Raw genomic sequence first — 15,592 nt, forward strand, 5'->3', positions numbered from 1 at the left:
TAGTCATTCACTACACGGGTTCCTCGCGACCTGCGGCTACATCGGCGATGTCTCGAAGCCTGCAATTACTCGCGTTCAACGTCCGTAGGTTCGCCAGACCATACGAGAGAATACGAAGGAAATGGGTTGGCGAACCATCCGCTAACGTATTGATTTCCAATAGGAAACGTTGACCCTCCGGGCCCCCCAAAATCTTTCAATATCAATCACTTATGACCAACTTCGTTCGGAAGTGGACCAGTTCGCTTTGTTCTGCGCAGGACTCAGTTCGTTGGTTCTGGCATGAACATGATCCGGACGATCTATGCCTGTCGCTACCTTTTACCTTGCCCCTGTTCGTCGATGAGGTTGCGCACAGCCATTCGTAGCCCAGCTGTTTCAAGGCTGAAAAGACCATTGGAGGATAGGGGCGGCAAAGGGCGGTAACGGCGTGCGAACGGGATGGTTTGGAGCGCCAACTCGAGAAAGGCTGCGGCGACCGTGTCCCAATGGTCATTGCAGCTGCGTTATCCTGACTCGCGTCCGCCGAACCGCTTTATGGCCATCGTGCTCGCTGCGCCTGTTGAATGACGGCTTCGGCGCCGCATATCGGTCATCGAGCGAGAAGTTCCACCGCCCGGAGGCAGTTGCGGAAGGGGTGATTGGAAGCGAACGGCTACTTACGAACCGTGTTGGATTGTGAAAGCGATCACGAAACGTCATGCACAAATCGCGACGATAGCGACGGATAGCCTACGCCAGAAGAGGACAACTAATAGCAAACAGCTCGCTGGAATGTGGGGAAGACGGGAGGCTGCTCCGTTAATCACCGAGTATTGTCGTGGCCGGCGTATCGAAATGGGTCGTCAAAAAAACTGGCCACTTTGGCATGAAATGCAGAGCAACCTTTCGCTAAAGCGCGCTAATATCACCGTATCCGCCTACAGAGGGCGCGGTTCCAAATGTAGGGGCGGGCGGAGCCACATATGGGTGCACAGAGCGAATTCCAGGAGCTTCAGAAATGCGGTGACGATCTCACCCATATTCTCGATCTGACTGGCACCTGGAGAGGGCGCGACACAACGTTTATCGCGGAAAGCCTCCTTACCGCTCTCTGTGGTATGCTGGATCTGGATTTTGTCTATCTTCGCCCGGATGAAGCGGTACACGCGTTCACCCGAGTTGGACAAGTCCTGGGTAGCGCGCTTGAAACCGACGACATGTCGGTACGAATTGGACGCTGGCTCGACACTGACCCGCAGCTGCGCCCAACGCATCTTTTGGCTAACGAGATGTCGATCTCGGTTGTAGCGTTTCCTTTGGGCATCGCCGCAGGGATCGGTTGGTTGGTGGCAGGCTCGCGTCGCCACGACTTCCCCAGCCAAACGGAGCATTTGCGGCTGGGCGTGGCGGTCACTCATGCCACGGTCGCGTTTCGCGAGGTGCGTGATCTGGCCAATCGGCCGCTGCCCCGCGACGCCCGTTATCGTGAGCCAACCGAGGCGGCGCCAGCCGAAGGCGAACGCGCCCTGCAGCTATTCATCGACACGATCCCGGCAGCGGCATATTGCACTACCGCCGACGGAATGGTGGAGCTCATCAATCGGCATCATTTGGACTACGTGGGTCGCACTTACGAAGAGATGAAAGGCCTGGGTTTTCTCGGGCAGTTCCATCCCGACGATTTGCCGGGTCTCCTTTCAACTTGGCAGGGGATGTTGGCTTCCAAACAGGGGGGCGACCTCGAGGGGCGCGTGCGTCGGGCAGACGGTGAATATCGCTGGACGCTGATCCGCACGGCCCCTCTGCTAGACGACGATGGCAATGTCGTGCGGTGGTATGGGGTCAATACCGACATCGAAGACCGTAAGCGCACGGAAGACTCACTGAGAGCGGCCGAAGCGGCGCTCGCGGCGACAGAACGCAATTTCAGCCTCATGATCGACTCGCTGCCCTTGCTCGTCTGGTCAAGCAGGGCGGACGGAAGCGCCGACTATGTGAACAAACACTATCTCGAATATGCCGGCCTGCCCGAGCGCGACATCATGGGGTGGGGATATGTTGACCTGCTGCATCCCGACGATGTCGACGGCATGGTCGCTCGCTGGAAGGCGCAACTAGACCTGGACTGGGCCGTCAATCAGGCTCGTCTCCGTCGCCACGACGGCGAGTATCGACGGTTCTATTTCGCTGGTCGGAAGTTCATCGACTCAAGCGGAGCGGTCAGGTGGTTCGGCGCCAATATAGACATTGAAGACCTGAAGCGGGCTGAGGACGCTTTGAAGGAGAGCGAGGCCGCGCTCCGGACGAGCGAACGCAAGCTACAGGAGATCATCAGCACCATCCCGGGCTTGGTTTGGACAGCCTCCCCGGACGGCGCGGCCACGTTCGCAAACCAGCACTACCTAGATTTTTTCGGCTTTTCGGCCGAGGACGCTCTCGGTCGTGGGTGGTCCACTGCGGTTCATCCGGATGATCTGGAGCGTCTTTTGAGGAGGTGGGCATCAATGCTGGAATCGGGGCGCGGCGGCGATGCTGAAGCGCGCATGCGTCGCGCCGATGGACAATATCGCTGGCTCCTGTTTCGCACGAACCCGCTTTACGACGTTGCTGGCAATCTCACCCAGTGGTTCGGCATCAACACGGACATCGACGACCGAAAGCGCGCCGAGGAAGAACTGCGCGAGGCCCAGGCCGAACTCGCGCATGTGACCCGACTGATCACCATGGGCGAGCTTGCCGTGTCGATCGCGCATGAGGTGAACCAGCCGCTCATGGCCATCGTCACCAACGCGGCGACATGCCTGCGGTGGCTGGAGGAGGGCAAGCTTGATGTAGCCCAGGCAAGGCAAGCGGCCGAACGCATTGTCAGGGATGGGCATCACGCCGGTGAAGTCATTGCAAGCATCCGCGCACTGGCGCGCAAATCGTCGCCGCTGATCGAACGAATGGACCTGGGAAAGGCGATCAGAGAAATGCTTGAACTCATTCAGGGACAGCTCGGCCGGGCGGGCATCCAGCCGACGCTGGAATTTTCGGACGACAAGCCCGAGGTGTTCGGTGACCGTACACAGCTTCAACAGGTCGTGCTGAACTTGATCCTGAACAGCGTCGAGGCTATGGCTGATACCCCGGATGGACAGCCGCTGTTGCATATTCAAGTTTCTATCGGCGACGAGGGGTTTGCTGAGGTACGCATTACAGACAACGGACCGGGTATCGATCCCCACGCCATCGACCGTCTGTTCGACGCATTCTTCACAACCAAGCCAAATGGGATCGGGATGGGCCTTTCCATCTGCCGATCAATCATCGACGGGCATGGTGGGCAGATCTGGGCATCCCAGAACACTCCTAAAGGCAGCGTGTTCCATTTTACCGTGCCTCTGGCCGTGGCGGCATAGTGAGATGAGCAAGGACACCAGTTTTGACAAACCCACGGTAGTCGTCATCGACGACGACAAGAGTGTGTGTGAGGCGCTTCGAGGACTTTTCGAATCCGTGGGGCTGTCGGCTCAAACTTACGGTTCGGTACAGCAGTTCATGGCGGATGACCGACCTACGCGGCCCGGTTGTCTGGTGGTTGACATTCGTCTTCCGGGACAGAGCGGTCTCGAACTTCAGGAAATGCTTGCCAGGACTGGAACGCCGCGATCAGTTGTCTTCATCAGTGGCCATGTCGACGTGCCGATGGCCGTTCGTGCAATGCGAGGCGGCGCAGTCGATGTCCTGACCAAACCCGTTCGAGAGCAAGACCTTTTGGAGGCCGTTCACAAAGCCATAAGGCAGGATGCCTTGTGCCTCGGACAAACGAAGCTGAGAACTTCGTTGGAGGCACGGTACGCTAAGTTGACAGTCCGGGAGCGCGAGATCATGGCCCTCGTCGTGACCGGAATGCAAAACAGCCGGATCGCGACTGAGGTCCGGATTGCGGAGGCTACTGTAAAGCTTCACCGAGGGCAGGTGATGCGCAAGATGGCAGCGGATTCCATCGCCGCGCTGGTTAGGATGGCAGACCTTCTCAATGACGGTCACGCAGCTGCGCTGGACCAAAGCAGTGACAGCACACGACCTATGGCTAGGTTTCGTCACCTCTCGTCGAATTGAACGAGCAGATTGCCTCGTGCACTATCGCCGTGATGAGGGATACAAAAATCACATCACGACCGCTCATCATTGCCTGCGTGGACGACGATGCCTTGGTCCGCGAGGCGATCGAGGGACTCTTGCGGGCTTTTGACTATGGGGTCCTTACCTTCGCGTCGGCTGAAGCATTTCTCGAGTCCGGCAAGCTTGCCGCGGTCGACTGCATTATTACCGACATTCGATTGGGGGGAAAGTCCGGGCTTCAGCTTCAAAAAGAACTGATCTCGACGGGACATTCCATCCCAACCATCGTCATCACCGCAGTTGCCGGAAACGGATACAGAGCACAGGCAATGAGGGCAGGCGCCATCGAGGTATTGTCGAAACCCATCTCGTCGGAGCGCCTTCTGGAAGTCGTTGAAACCGCCCTGAGAGGCAGAGGCCCCTAGGGCCCGGCCAGAGTGCCCGGACCGGTATCGTGGAGCTGCCAATGCAGACGTACCAGACGGAAACATCAGGTTGCATGACCCTGGGAGTAACCGCTCGCGCCGCGGCGGAAACAATCCGCTTTGGGCGGTTCCGTGTTCTCCCAGGCTCTCGCCTTCTGCTTCGCAACGGGCAGAAAGTCCCGATCGGCGGCCGCGCTTTCGATCTTCTCGTCGCCCTGCTCCAGGTGCGCGGTCAACTGGTCGACAAGGTCGAGATTAGAAGACGTGTCTGGCCCTCCACCACCGTCGATGAATCCAATATCCGCTTCCAGGTAGCGTCGCTTCGCAAAGCGCTTGGCCCGGAGGGAGACTTGATCAAGACCATTCCAGGACGTGGGTATCTGCTCGCCGATCCGGAACCTGGTTCGGAACCATCGGCGCCCGCTGCAGTACCGATTCCCTCCTCCTTGTTTCCGATCTGGCTCAGGTCTCCTCACGACCAGATTTCTCCGTCAGAGCAATACGTTGCCCTCGTAGACGACGACGCCTCGATCCTTGAGGCCCTCGCTGGCCTTATTCGTTCCGCCGGCTTTCGCGTCGAGACCTTCCAGTCGACGCGTGCCTTCCTGGATAGCGATCAACTCCAGCCGCCGATCTGTATCGTTCTGGATGCTTGGTTGCCGGGTCAGGGCGGCCTGGATTTTCAGGACAAGTTGCTTCGCGCTGGCGCCAGCGTGCCTATTATCTTCATCAGTGGTCACGCCGACATCGCCATGTCGGTTCGTGCAATCAAGGCCGGTGCATCTGATTTCCTGACGAAGCCGGTGCGGCACGAAGACTTGCTGAACGCAATCAGCCTCACAGTGTCCGCCTCAGTTCCTTGGAATGCGGCGCCATGATCGTGGCGTGGACACATTAATGTCTGAGTACGACGTCAGCTGACTCGCGCACCGCCCGATGCGGCGGCGACTGCTTTTGCAAGTTTGTCCGCCATCCCGCGCAGCAGTGGCTCCGTGTGAGCGCCGACCCCATGACGGTTGCCGATCCACATGGGATCGTTGTAGGCAATCCAGGTTTTGCCCGCTGAATCCTGCCACACCAGCGCCTTCAGCGGCAGGTCGATCGCTGCGGTCTGAACATCCTGCATGATCGGTGTCCCGGTCCTCGGATTGCCCAAGATCAGGACCTCGGTCGGCCTCAGGTCCATGCCGACTTTCGCAGCTGCCGCGGTGTGGTCGATGCGCGCCAATATGGCCATTCCGTCAGCGACCGCCGCTGCAATGAGACGATCCATGGTCACCGTGGGATCGAAGCTACTTTCGCGCGCGATAAAACCTTGTGGGGTCATACCGAGCCATTGCCTGGCTGGGACCACCGCGCCTCTACCTCCTTCATCTTGAGGGCAAGTTCGGTTGGCGTGAGAACGCCTTTCCTGAAGAGAATATTGGCAAAGGCGACGATCCAGCGCTCATAGTAGCTGAGCTTGCCGACCATCTCGGCGCCAAGGGCTTCGACGCCGCAGCGCTTTTCCTCAGTGTTGATGATCTTGTGGAAATCGAGGACGTCGGCCAAGGCATGGCAACGCTTTTCCCAAGGTTCCAACTCGTGGTCGACCCGCGTGACGGGTTCCGACGACAACCCGCCGATGTCGTTGGGTAGACGGCTGACAAGGTGCTGGGTATCGGTCATGCTGCAACCTCACGCTCAAGTCTGACGGGGATCACGCCGATCATCGCGTCGCGCGTCACGAGATCGGCCAGTTGTTGCTCGTCATAGGCATCGGTGCCGTCCGGACGCATAGGCAGCACGAGATAGCGGACCATCGCCGTCGAATCGCTGACGCGGAGTTCGACGTCGTCCGGTAGTTCCGTACCGAATTCAGCGAGAACGGCGCGGGGTTCGGAGACTGCGCGCGCCCTGTAGGGCTTCAGCTTGTACCAGTCCGGAGGTAGGCCTAGCACGGGCCGCGGGTAGCATGAGCAGAGGGTGCAGACGATCAGGTTGTGAACCTCCGGCGTGTTCTCCAGCACGATCAGTTGGGTATCGTCGTAGAAGCTGATGCCGAGTTCCTCGCAGGCGGTGCGGCCGTTCTCCAGCAGATGGGCCTTGAACGAAGGATCGACCCAGGCGCGCGCCACGACCTTTGCTCCAAGCGCCGGGGTCCGCGAGTCGATCACCTCGATCTGGCGACGGATCTCGTCGGCGCGGATCAGCTTGCGCTCAATCAAAAGCTCGCGCACCGCCGTCTCCATGATGTCGTAATAGCCCGGCGCCTCGCCCTGCGTGATCTCGGGGTGGGCATGATCATGCCCGTCGTGATCGTGGTCAGGTTTGGTCATCTTCAGATTCTTTCAAGCCATGTCTCGAAGATTTCGATGCGCAGCCCGTCTCGCGGCGAGCCGACATAGTCGGCCCAGATCTCGGTCATCGGGATCGCCACGCGGTAATAATGGCGCTTCGACCCGGCGTTGCGGCCAAAGCCTTCCTCCTCGTTGTCGACCGCAGCCGGCTCAATCACGGCGTCGATCACCCCCTTCTTACCGCGCAGATAGATCGGTACGCGATAGTGGCCGATCGGGGCGCGCGTAAGGATACCGACCCGGTCTCCAGGCTGGAAGATCGGCGCCTCGTCCGTAGCGAGCACGACGCCGAAGCGCCCCGGCGAGTCTGATCGGCCCTCCATTCATTCCTCCTTGTTCAAGTGTCCGGCTCGCAATTTCTGGTGCTTCCCTGTCGAAACGCCGCGAACGCCGTGGCAATTTCGCTCTCCGCGAAGCGCGGGGTTATGTGCTGCGGGCAGTTCCAGTCGAACGCCGCGACTGTAATCACCATGGATCGTTCGACCACCGCGCCGTAATCGGCAATCACCATCCGTTCCGCGAGCCCTGGATCGTCGTCAACGTCGACGGCGCGCATTCGCCCGAAAATCTTGAGGCGGCGCCGGTTCGCATAGTCCATGAGGAACAGCGAGACCCGGTCATTTCCGGCAACATTGCCGGTGGTGATATACTGGCGGTTGCCGCGAAAGTCGGCAAAGCCGAGGGTCCGTTCGTCGAGAACGTGCAGGAAGCCCGCCGGACCTCCTCGGAACTGGACGTAGGGCCAGCCGGTTTCGGAAACCGAAGCGATGTAGAAGCTGTCGCGCGCCCCGACGAAGGCAATCTCATCTTCGCCGAGTCGCCCATTGATATCAGGCCCAAATTCGCGTCGGGCATAGGCCTTACGACTGCCCATGGCATCCTGGACGGCCTTCACGGCACTGGTGAATGCGATCTCCCCGAACTTCTCAGGCATTGGAACTCCGAATCTATCCAGTCGAGGAAACAAGCCGAACAACGGAAAGAACCTTGTGGGATGCCCGACGTCTTCGGGGCAGCCCTGCACGTCCTGTGAACTCATCCTTCACTTTCAACACGTGGTCTTCAAGCCACGCTTGAAAAGCGGAATACGCTGCCCTTGCGCTCCGCATATCCGATCCCCGGATATTCCCAATGGTACCCAAGCAGCTTGATCCTGTCGGTCGCCGCGCGGTCGAGCAGCTTGAGCCGATTCTGGATGGCGAGATCCGGAAGTGTGTCGTAGCCGAACTTCCAATCCGGATGTTCGAACGAGACGATCTGGTTGTTGGCCACGTCCGCAGTGATAAGCAGTCCCTCGGACCCTGCCAGTTCGAATGACACGTGACCCGGTGTGTGGCCAGCCGTATCGAGAACGCTCAATCCCGGGATCACGTCGTCGCCGGGCTTCAGCATCACGACCCGGTCTTTGATCGCATTGAGGTCCCGCTGTGCGCCCTTTGCGAAATCATGGAGAGCGTCGGGCATGTTGGTCAGATAATTCGGGTCCATCCAGAAATCCCATTCGGATGCGCCGACATGGTAAGTGGCATTCGGATATCGCAGGCCGCCACTTTCGACCAATGTTGCCCAAATGTGGTCCGGATGGGCATGGGTGAAGATTACCTTGGTGATGGCGGCAGGATCTATTCCGGCGCTCTGCAGGTCCTCTGCGAGGCGGCCATCGGTCGGTTGGTATTTGCGGCCGCCGCCGATATCGACGAGGATGAGGTCGTTCCCCTTGCGCAGCAGCGGAATGTTGGCCTTGGCGCGAACAACTCCGCCCGGAGCGTCGATACGACTGAGGATGGCCGCTCTTTCCTGTGCAGGGACGTCGGGCACGAGGATCTCGCCGGGGACTGAGATGAAGCCGTCGCTGAGCACAGTAATCTGGAAGTCGCCATGCGAGAAGCTGTAGGCAGGCGCCGCGTGTGCCGCTTTCGGCAGAAGCGACGACATTGCCAGCACGCTGGCGGCACCGAGCACCTGCCGACGGGTGACACGATCGAGGTCCATGGCAATCACCTTTCGTCCATTGGCTGCACGTCCGGCCAGGCGCTAAGGCGTACCTGGTTTGGCCGGGATGTCGAAGCTCACGGTTTGGCTATCGATGACGTGATGTGTCGGATCCGCCAGCTCAATCAATACCCTGTGGGGACCAGGCTTCAGACCGACCACGATGATCGTCTCGCCGCTCGCATCGACGAAATGCCAGGGCGCGTCATCGACAGTGATGTGGACATGGCCGATGCGCGGCGAGACATCGAGGGCGCCTTTGCCGAACACCGGCACGACGCGCAAGTTCTCGGTTCGGTACTGGATGAAGACGAGTCCGTGCGACAGCGGCTCGGCCAAGGGCGGGTCGACGATGAGCTTCGGCGCCGGCTCATTCTCGATGGCGACCAGCGGCGATGGCCCGACGATGTCCTTTGCGGTTTGAGCGGAGGCGCCGGTGGCGATCATGCCGGCTGCGGTCATGGCGATCAGATCCTTTAGAATGAGCTTCATCGCGAAATCCTTCAGCAGAGATGCGGCTCACCTAGATCTGTGCTGACCCGCCATCGACGAACAACTCGCTCCCGGTAACGAAGCTGCTCTCGCTCGAGGCCAGGAAGAGCGCGGCGCTCGCCGTTTCATCGGGGTGGGCAAGCCGCCCCAAGGGTGTTGTCGTCGAAACAAAACGGATCATCTCGTCATGCGCGGACGGAGACGCGGCGAGATCATGCCAGCCGGGGGTCGATGTCGCTCCGGGAGAGAGGACATTTATTCGAATGGCTCGGCCAGCGAGATCGAGTATCCAGTTGCGCGCGAAGTTTCGGATGGCAGCTTTGGTGGCACTGTAGACACTGAAATTCGGCGTTCCCGTCGTTCCGGCCGTCGAACCGACCAGGATGATCGAGGCGTCATCCTTTAGAAGCGGCAGCGCCTTCTGGACAGTGAAGAGCGTGCCTTTGACGTTGGTCCGGAAGGTATTGTCGAAATGGTCTTCGGTGATCGCGCCCAATGCGGCGAACTCGCCGCCGCCGGCATTGGCGACAAGTACGTCAATCGTTCCGGCGTCGTCGCGGACGATCGCATAGAGGCGGTCGAGATCTGCCATGTCGGCTACGTCACCCTGGATGCCGCGAGCACCATTGCCGACTGCGAGCACCGCGCTGTCCAGTTCCTTCTTCCGGCGGCCCGTCATGAAGACCCGAGCGCCCTCCTTGGCAAATCGCTTGGCCATTGCCAGGCCGATGCCGCTCGTCGCGCCGGTAATGACGGCGACCTTTCCGTCGAGTTTGCCCACGGCAAACCTCCTTCTTGTACAGGTTCAGTCACACGCCCTCGTAGACCAACCGAGTAAAGAAGGCCGGGTCGATGACGAAATTGCCCCATATGGGGTCGAAGACTGCCGTAGGCTTGGCCGCAACAGTCTCGTCGCGCGTCCGACCTTCGCGCTTGAGTTTGGCGACGTTGTCCCTGATCCCGACCAGCATGTCGCGGAAAGCCTTCAACTCGGCGCGGTTGCTGACCGGCTTGCCGTGGCCGGGAATAATGATCGTTTTGTCGGTCGTCGCCGCGAGATTGGCGTCCGAGGCGGCGATCATCCCGTCGATGCTGCCACCGGTCGAGTAGTCGATGAAAGGGTAGACGCCGTTCCAGAACGTATCGGCGACATGCACGATATCCGCTTCTCCAAAAGTGACGGAGATGTCGCTGTCAGTGTGAGCAGGACCATAGTATTTGAGCGCGATGGACTGGCCGTTGAGCTCGAGATCGTGGCTCTCAGCGAAAACGTCCGTCGGCAGGCTGACGGCGTCCAGCGGCAGGAAATTGTAATCCCATTCCTCGACGCGCTGCACTTGCGAGAGGTATTTCAGTGTGTTGTCGTGCGCGATGATTTTTGCTCCCGCCGGACCCAGCCAGGAATTGCCGTCGGCATGGTCGAAATGCCAGTGGGTGTTGATCAGGTGCGTCACAGGATCGGCGGACATGGCCTGCAGCGTCTTGGTCATCTGCGGCCGCGACACGCTGATCCCCCCATCGACGAGCACCTTGCCATCCGGACCGGTTAGCACGGCGACGTTGCCGCCCGACCCTTCCAGCACGCTGACATTGTTGCGCAGCCTATGGACCGTGATGGGCGACGTCGCGGCGCTGTCCTTGATCAGGCTGACAAGGCCCCTGGCCTCCGCATAGGCCGCGCGGGGGCTGAGCCATCCGCCGCCTGCCGCGATGGCCGACGTGCCGATGCAGCAAAGGCAGAAACCACGGCGGGTAAGGAGATGCTGGTGGGCAACATGCATTGTCATGGTCCTCGATTGGGCGCGAGAGCCTTGTCGGCGCACGCGCCGGGCTTTGGCGACCTTCAGTTGATGGCGAGCTTGCGATCCAGGAAATTTCTGATCAGCGGCGCCATCTCGTCGAGCTTGTCCTCCAGCGCGAAATGGCCGGTATCGATCAGATGGAGCTCCGCGTCCGGCAGGTCGCGCAGATAGGGACCGGCCCCGTCGGCTGGAAAGATCTTGTCGTTCTTGCCCCAGATGATCAGCGTCGGCGGCTTGTGGTCGCGAAAGAAGGCCTGGAAAGCCGGATAGAGCGGAACGTTGGTGCCATAATCGTGGAAGAGGTCGAGCTGGATGTCCTTGTTGCCGGGACGATCAAGCAAGGCTTGGTCGTGCGCCCAGTTGTCGGGGTCGATGCGCGACACGTCCGACACGCCGTCCGTGTACTGGAACTTGGTGGTTTCCGGCGCGACAAGGAAGCTCAGCGCCTCGCGATGGGCATCCGATCCGTCCGCCCAATATGCCTTGATCGGATCCCAGAACTCCCTGAGTCCTTCGTCGTAGGCGTTGCCGTTCTGGATTATGAGGCCGGACACGCGCTCGGGGTGCTTGAGCGCGAGCCGGTAGCCGACAGGTGCGCCGTAATCCATGACGTACATCGCGTAACTCTTCGTCCCGAGCTGGCCGAGCAGTCCGTCGACCAGGTCCGCATAGTGGCCAAAGGTGTAGGCGAATTCCTTGTGATCGGGCGCGCCACTTTGGCCAAACCCCGGATAGTCGGGCGCGATCACGTGGTAGCGATCGGCCAGCGTCGGGATCAGGTTGCGAAACATGTGCGACGATGTCGGAAAACCGTGCAGCAGCAGGACCACGGGCGCGTCGGCCGGGCCGGCCTCGCGGTAGAAGATGTCGACACCCTCGACCTTGGCGGTGCGATAGTGGACCGTTGGCGGAACAACCTGCTCCGCGGCGTATGCGGCTTGGGCTCCAATATGCATCGACGCCGTCGACGACAGCAGGACGGACGCAAGCGCCAGGGCGGCAACCCTCGAATTGAAATTCAACATTTCAGCTCCTTTGCCGGCCAGGGGCCGGGGTTACGGGAAAAGGGGCGCTACGCGGGAGGGGAGGGCCGCGTAGCGCGGCTTCGGCCAATGCGTGGCGACTTCAGGCCGAAGCACGGATGAACGAAAGAAGGGCGGCGTTGATTTCGTCCTTGCGGGTGGTGCACATGCCGTGCGGCGCACCCTTCAGGATCTTCAATTCCGATCCCTTGATCAACTTGGCCGTCAGCAAGGCAGAGTCAGCGATCGGCACCAGCTGGTCGTCTTCGCCGTGGAGGATAAGAGTCGGAACGTCGATCTTCTTGAGGTCCGGCGTGAAGTCCGTTTCGGATTGCGCCTTGATGCCGAGATAGCACGCCGGCATGCCGGCCATCATGCATTGCAGGACGAACTGCTCGCGCACGCCTTCTGAAATCTTTGCGCCCGGCCGGTTGTAGCCGTAGAAAGGCAGCGACAGCTCACTCCAGAAGGCCGACCGATCCGCCTGAACCTGCTGGCGGAGCCCGTCAAAGGCTTCGATAGGCGCGCCGAGGGGATTCGCTTCAGTCTTCAGTCGAAGCGGCGGTATGGCACTGATCAGCACAACCTTGGCGACGCGCTTCGTTCCATGCCGGCCGACATAGCGCGCCACTTCACCGCCGCCGGTGGAATGGCCGACATGGATGGCATGCTTCAGGTCGAGCGCCGCGACCAGTTCGGCCAGATCGTAGGCATAGGTATCGATGTCGTTTCCCTGCCATGGCTGGCTCGAGCGTCCATGGCCGCGACGGTCGGCGGCTATCGCGCGATAGCCATTCGAGGCGAGGAAGAACATCTGGTCTTCAAAGGCATCGGAGGACAACGGCCAGCCGTGACTAAAGACGATTGGCTGCCCCGAGCCCCAGTCCTTGTAATAGATCCGCGTGCCGTCTCTGGTGGTGAAAATGCTGCCGGAAGGCGTTCCCTTTTTACTCACGGTGGCGGCGGCGGCGCTGTTTGCACCCCCCAGACTAGGCAGGCCGAGAGCCGACGCGGCAAGCAGTCCTGTTGTTGCCAACAGAACGGTGCGGCGCGATGTCGTAGCAAGGCGCAGGTGCGAAGTCTCGGTCACGGCTTTATCCTTTCCATTGTCGCGGAGCGCTCAGGCTGCGAACCCAACCCTGGGGGCGCCGTCCGCGCGATGCCGTCACGATTTAATGAAAGCGAGCAACTCGTCGTTCACGCGATCCTTGAGGGTGGTGCACATACCGTGGGGAGCGCCCTCGTAGACGACGAGCTTCGCGTCTTTGACGATCTTGGAGGACAGGAGCGCGGAGTCGGCGATCGGTACGATCTGGTCATCGTCGCCGTGAAGCACCAGCGTCGGGACATCGATCCGCTTGAGGTCCTCCGTCAGGTCGGTTTCAGAAAACGCCTTGATGCAGAAATAGGAGGCCGGGAAGCCCGCCATGATGCTCTGCAGCCAGAACGACTGGCGGACTCCCTCCGAGACCTTGGCGCCGGGGCGGTTGTAGCCGTAGAAGGGAAGGCTGAGATCCTTCCAGAACTGGGAGCGATCAGCGACGACCGCAGCCCGCAACTGATCGAACGCCTCCATCGGCGTGCCGCCAGGGTTCTTTTCCGACTTGATCATGACCGGCGGGATTGCTCCGATCAGTGCAGCCTTGGCGACGCGCCCGGTGCCGTGCCGGCCGATATAGCGGGTTACCTCGCCGCCCCCGGTCGAATGGCCGATGTGGATCGCGTCCTTCAGATCGAGCGCGGTGGTCAGTTCCGCAAGGTCGTCCGCGTAGGTGTCGAGATCATTGCCCTGCCAGGGCTGGCTGGAACGGCCGTGGCCACGCCGGTCGTGTGCGATGCAGCGGTAGCCGCGCGAGGCCAGGAAGAACATCTGGTCCTCGAAGGCGTCTGCGGTCAGCGGCCAGCCGTGGCTGAACACGATTGGCTGACCGGATCCCCAGTCCTTGTAGTAAATTTCGGTACCGTCTTTGGTCTTGATCGTGCTCATGGACCTGTCCTCTCATTTCCTGCAGCTTACGCCGCGGCATTTCGCGGATCGAACGAGAATCCGAGAGAGGGCGTTAGAAAGTGTAAGACGAAGCGGAGACAAAGGTCGGCATGATTGGGCCGTCTGTTGCAACGAAAGGTGCCTTAGTGTTGTAAAAGCATTGAACGCCCAACGACGCTTTCCCAGAGGCTCGGACAATCCCGTTAAATCTCAATGACAACGTGCTGCGGAAATTGGTCCGTTAGACAGGCGCTGAATCGCGGCTTTTCCTTCACCACCACGGAAAGATGTACTCATCTCTGAGGCGTAAGCAGAAGTTGCTCAATGTGCTGGGTTGGCTGTCAGCGGACGGCAGCTTTAGCCTGTTCCATGCCAAAAGCTGACAGTCCGAAATCGGCCCCAATCGAGACGATCCTTACTCGTCCCAGAGCGTCGTCGATGGCGTTACCTCGACCTTCCAATGTGAGACTGGAACACCGTCACGATCCTTCACCGCGCGTTGAAGTGAGTGACGCGTTCATCGGATGAATGTCGCGTTGTAGGTGGGACAATAACATCGAAAAACATTGGAACAGATCTGATTACTCCGCGATCCCACTGATTCCTAAGCATTTGATTTAGCTTATTTTCCAAACATCCTCCGGGCCCACCATGATCTTTGATTTTGTTGACGAAAATTCGACTCAACCCAAAACGTTCTGGGCCCATTGTGGGCCACCCGTGCCTCAGTCTGCCTGCGGTCCTCGCCGACTTCACCAAGGTTTTGTCAATTCGCTGGATCAATAGGCTTGGCTCGCGATCATTGCCGGGTTGATATCTGCCAGTTGCATGTTGGTTGCCGCGCTCACAGTCGCACCGTAGTAGCGGCCGTCGGCAAGCGACCTACCGAGCCGAAACAGGTGCAATTAAATGTCAGCGCGGTCGAAGCCCGGGGACCCATAGATGCGTATTTCGCTGCCCTCAAAGGCAGGCTGAATGTCAGCAATGCCCAGCGTAAGGTTGCTTTGGTTGATCTCCCGTTCAACATCAGCTTGCAACTGGCTTTGGAGAACCTCAACCTCTCCTGTCCCTGCATAGCTTTCGATAATGCGAGGGCTTCCAAGTCCGAGTCGTCTTTGTGGGCTTGTAGCATCTTCGCTGATCACGGGTCGTTCGACGATGGCGCAGAACGTCGCTTCGCCCACTGTTATATGTGCGGAATAAACTAGCCGCTCAGCGCCGACCGGCACCTTCTCAAGCTCTGTAAATTCCAGATCGCACGTTACACCTTTGACGGCGACTACCTCTTGGAAGCGCGCCAGTTCGACCCCTGCTTTTGCCACGTCCGCGATTGAAATTTCTATATCATCCGTCGCGAGCGACTGCAGAAACAGCAAGGCCGGGTATATATATTGTTATTGCCTTGCCCAAAGGGACTCGAACCCCTTAATAAGCAAGCGCTCTA

Annotated in this window: 17 protein-coding genes; 4 read left to right on the forward strand and 13 right to left on the reverse strand. The window is 59.7% G+C overall.

What is annotated here, in order from left to right; genetic code table 11:
• Window positions 1-965: 965 nt before the first annotated feature.
• From FJV83_RS08645 to FJV83_RS08660, 4 genes are read left to right on the forward strand one after another with little or no spacing between them, the layout of a single operon-like run.
• Complete coding sequence (locus FJV83_RS08645; protein ID WP_246691827.1) at window positions 966-3,383, forward strand: PAS domain S-box protein; 2,418 nt, start codon at window positions 966-968, stop codon at window positions 3,381-3,383.
• 4 nt (window positions 3,384-3,387) lie between these two features.
• Window positions 3,388-4,086, forward strand: coding sequence for a response regulator (locus FJV83_RS08650; protein WP_142885961.1), 699 nt, complete (start codon window positions 3,388-3,390; stop codon window positions 4,084-4,086).
• Complete coding sequence (locus FJV83_RS08655; RefSeq protein ID WP_142885960.1) at window positions 4,083-4,514, forward strand: response regulator; 432 nt, start codon at window positions 4,083-4,085, stop codon at window positions 4,512-4,514. Before FJV83_RS08650 ends, FJV83_RS08655 begins: the two co-directional genes overlap by 4 nt.
• A gap of 41 nt (window positions 4,515-4,555) precedes the next feature.
• Window positions 4,556-5,392, forward strand: a complete 837-nt coding sequence (locus FJV83_RS08660; protein WP_142885959.1) for a response regulator — start codon at window positions 4,556-4,558, stop codon at window positions 5,390-5,392.
• 35 nt (window positions 5,393-5,427) lie between these two features.
• Here FJV83_RS08660 and FJV83_RS08665 read toward each other — a convergent pair whose 3' ends face one another.
• From FJV83_RS08665 to FJV83_RS08725, 13 genes are all read right to left on the reverse strand, one after another.
• On the reverse strand, window positions 5,428-5,841 hold the full coding sequence (locus tag FJV83_RS08665) for a DUF302 domain-containing protein (RefSeq protein ID WP_142885958.1): 414 nt from the start codon (window positions 5,839-5,841) through the stop codon (window positions 5,428-5,430).
• Window positions 5,838-6,182 (reverse strand): SH3-like domain-containing protein, encoded by a 345-nt coding sequence (locus FJV83_RS08670; RefSeq protein WP_142885957.1) that lies wholly within the window; start codon window positions 6,180-6,182, stop codon window positions 5,838-5,840. The genes FJV83_RS08665 and FJV83_RS08670 overlap by 4 nt, the downstream gene beginning before the upstream one ends.
• The gene (locus FJV83_RS08675; RefSeq protein WP_142885956.1) at window positions 6,179-6,832 is read right to left on the reverse strand and encodes a nitrile hydratase subunit alpha; all 654 of its coding nucleotides are present in this window, start codon (window positions 6,830-6,832) and stop codon (window positions 6,179-6,181) included. The genes FJV83_RS08670 and FJV83_RS08675 overlap by 4 nt, the downstream gene beginning before the upstream one ends.
• A 2-nt stretch (window positions 6,833-6,834) precedes the next feature.
• On the reverse strand, window positions 6,835-7,176 hold the full coding sequence (locus FJV83_RS08680; RefSeq protein ID WP_142885955.1) for an SH3-like domain-containing protein: 342 nt from the start codon (window positions 7,174-7,176) through the stop codon (window positions 6,835-6,837).
• 14 nt (window positions 7,177-7,190) lie between these two features.
• Window positions 7,191-7,787, reverse strand: coding sequence for a pyridoxamine 5'-phosphate oxidase family protein (locus FJV83_RS08685; protein WP_142885954.1), 597 nt, complete (start codon window positions 7,785-7,787; stop codon window positions 7,191-7,193).
• A 128-nt stretch (window positions 7,788-7,915) separates the two neighbouring features.
• Window positions 7,916-8,845 carry an MBL fold metallo-hydrolase gene (locus FJV83_RS08690; protein WP_142885953.1) on the reverse strand — a complete coding sequence of 310 codons (930 nt, stop codon included), beginning with the start codon at window positions 8,843-8,845 and terminating at the stop codon, window positions 7,916-7,918.
• Window positions 8,846-8,887: 42 nt separating this feature from the next.
• Window positions 8,888-9,307 (reverse strand): DUF6130 family protein, encoded by a 420-nt coding sequence (locus FJV83_RS08695; protein ID WP_185973390.1) that lies wholly within the window; start codon window positions 9,305-9,307, stop codon window positions 8,888-8,890.
• A gap of 61 nt (window positions 9,308-9,368) precedes the next feature.
• Window positions 9,369-10,118 (reverse strand): SDR family oxidoreductase, encoded by a 750-nt coding sequence (locus tag FJV83_RS08700; RefSeq protein ID WP_142885951.1) that lies wholly within the window; start codon window positions 10,116-10,118, stop codon window positions 9,369-9,371.
• A 28-nt stretch (window positions 10,119-10,146) separates the two neighbouring features.
• Window positions 10,147-11,118, reverse strand: a complete 972-nt coding sequence (locus FJV83_RS08705; RefSeq protein ID WP_246691828.1) for an MBL fold metallo-hydrolase — start codon at window positions 11,116-11,118, stop codon at window positions 10,147-10,149.
• 62 nt (window positions 11,119-11,180) lie between these two features.
• Window positions 11,181-12,095, reverse strand: a complete 915-nt coding sequence (locus FJV83_RS08710; protein WP_142886065.1) for an alpha/beta hydrolase — start codon at window positions 12,093-12,095, stop codon at window positions 11,181-11,183.
• A gap of 169 nt (window positions 12,096-12,264) precedes the next feature.
• Complete coding sequence (locus tag FJV83_RS08715) at window positions 12,265-13,251, reverse strand: alpha/beta hydrolase (RefSeq protein WP_210248221.1); 987 nt, start codon at window positions 13,249-13,251, stop codon at window positions 12,265-12,267.
• Window positions 13,252-13,326: 75 nt separating this feature from the next.
• A complete protein-coding gene (locus FJV83_RS08720) occupies window positions 13,327-14,148 on the reverse strand; it encodes an alpha/beta hydrolase (protein WP_142885949.1) in 822 nt (273 codons plus the stop codon).
• A 905-nt stretch (window positions 14,149-15,053) separates the two neighbouring features.
• Entirely contained in the window at window positions 15,054-15,524 is a 471-nt protein-coding gene (locus FJV83_RS08725) for a hypothetical protein (RefSeq protein WP_142877196.1), read from the reverse strand.
• Between the last annotated feature and the right edge of the window lie 68 nt (window positions 15,525-15,592).

Source organism: Mesorhizobium sp. WSM4307 (genome assembly GCF_007003945.1).
In the GTDB taxonomy this organism is placed as follows: Bacteria; Pseudomonadota; Alphaproteobacteria; order Rhizobiales; family Rhizobiaceae; genus Mesorhizobium.

What these genes read in the sequence shown, in the direction of transcription:
- FJV83_RS08680 (WP_142885955.1), bottom strand. Translation starts at nt 7,176, where the DNA reads ATGGAGGGCCGATCAGACTCGCCGGGGCGCTTCGGCGTCGTGCTCGCT.
- FJV83_RS08645 (WP_246691827.1), top strand. Translation starts at nt 966, where the DNA reads ATGGGTGCACAGAGCGAATTCCAGGAGCTTCAGAAATGCGGTGACGAT.
- FJV83_RS08690 (WP_142885953.1), bottom strand. Translation starts at nt 8,845, where the DNA reads ATGGACCTCGATCGTGTCACCCGTCGGCAGGTGCTCGGTGCCGCCAGC.
- FJV83_RS08675 (WP_142885956.1), bottom strand. Translation starts at nt 6,832, where the DNA reads ATGACCAAACCTGACCACGATCACGACGGGCATGATCATGCCCACCCC.
- FJV83_RS08705 (WP_246691828.1), bottom strand. Translation starts at nt 11,118, where the DNA reads ATGCATGTTGCCCACCAGCATCTCCTTACCCGCCGTGGTTTCTGCCTT.
- FJV83_RS08660 (WP_142885959.1), top strand. Translation starts at nt 4,556, where the DNA reads ATGCAGACGTACCAGACGGAAACATCAGGTTGCATGACCCTGGGAGTA.
- FJV83_RS08710 (WP_142886065.1), bottom strand. Translation starts at nt 12,095, where the DNA reads ATGCATATTGGAGCCCAAGCCGCATACGCCGCGGAGCAGGTTGTTCCG.
- FJV83_RS08665 (WP_142885958.1), bottom strand. Translation starts at nt 5,841, where the DNA reads ATGACCCCACAAGGTTTTATCGCGCGCGAAAGTAGCTTCGATCCCACG.
- FJV83_RS08685 (WP_142885954.1), bottom strand. Translation starts at nt 7,787, where the DNA reads ATGCCTGAGAAGTTCGGGGAGATCGCATTCACCAGTGCCGTGAAGGCC.
- FJV83_RS08670 (WP_142885957.1), bottom strand. Translation starts at nt 6,182, where the DNA reads ATGACCGATACCCAGCACCTTGTCAGCCGTCTACCCAACGACATCGGC.
- FJV83_RS08695 (WP_185973390.1), bottom strand. Translation starts at nt 9,307, where the DNA reads ATGACCGCAGCCGGCATGATCGCCACCGGCGCCTCCGCTCAAACCGCA.
- FJV83_RS08720 (WP_142885949.1), bottom strand. Translation starts at nt 14,148, where the DNA reads ATGAGCACGATCAAGACCAAAGACGGTACCGAAATTTACTACAAGGAC.
- FJV83_RS08650 (WP_142885961.1), top strand. Translation starts at nt 3,388, where the DNA reads ATGAGCAAGGACACCAGTTTTGACAAACCCACGGTAGTCGTCATCGAC.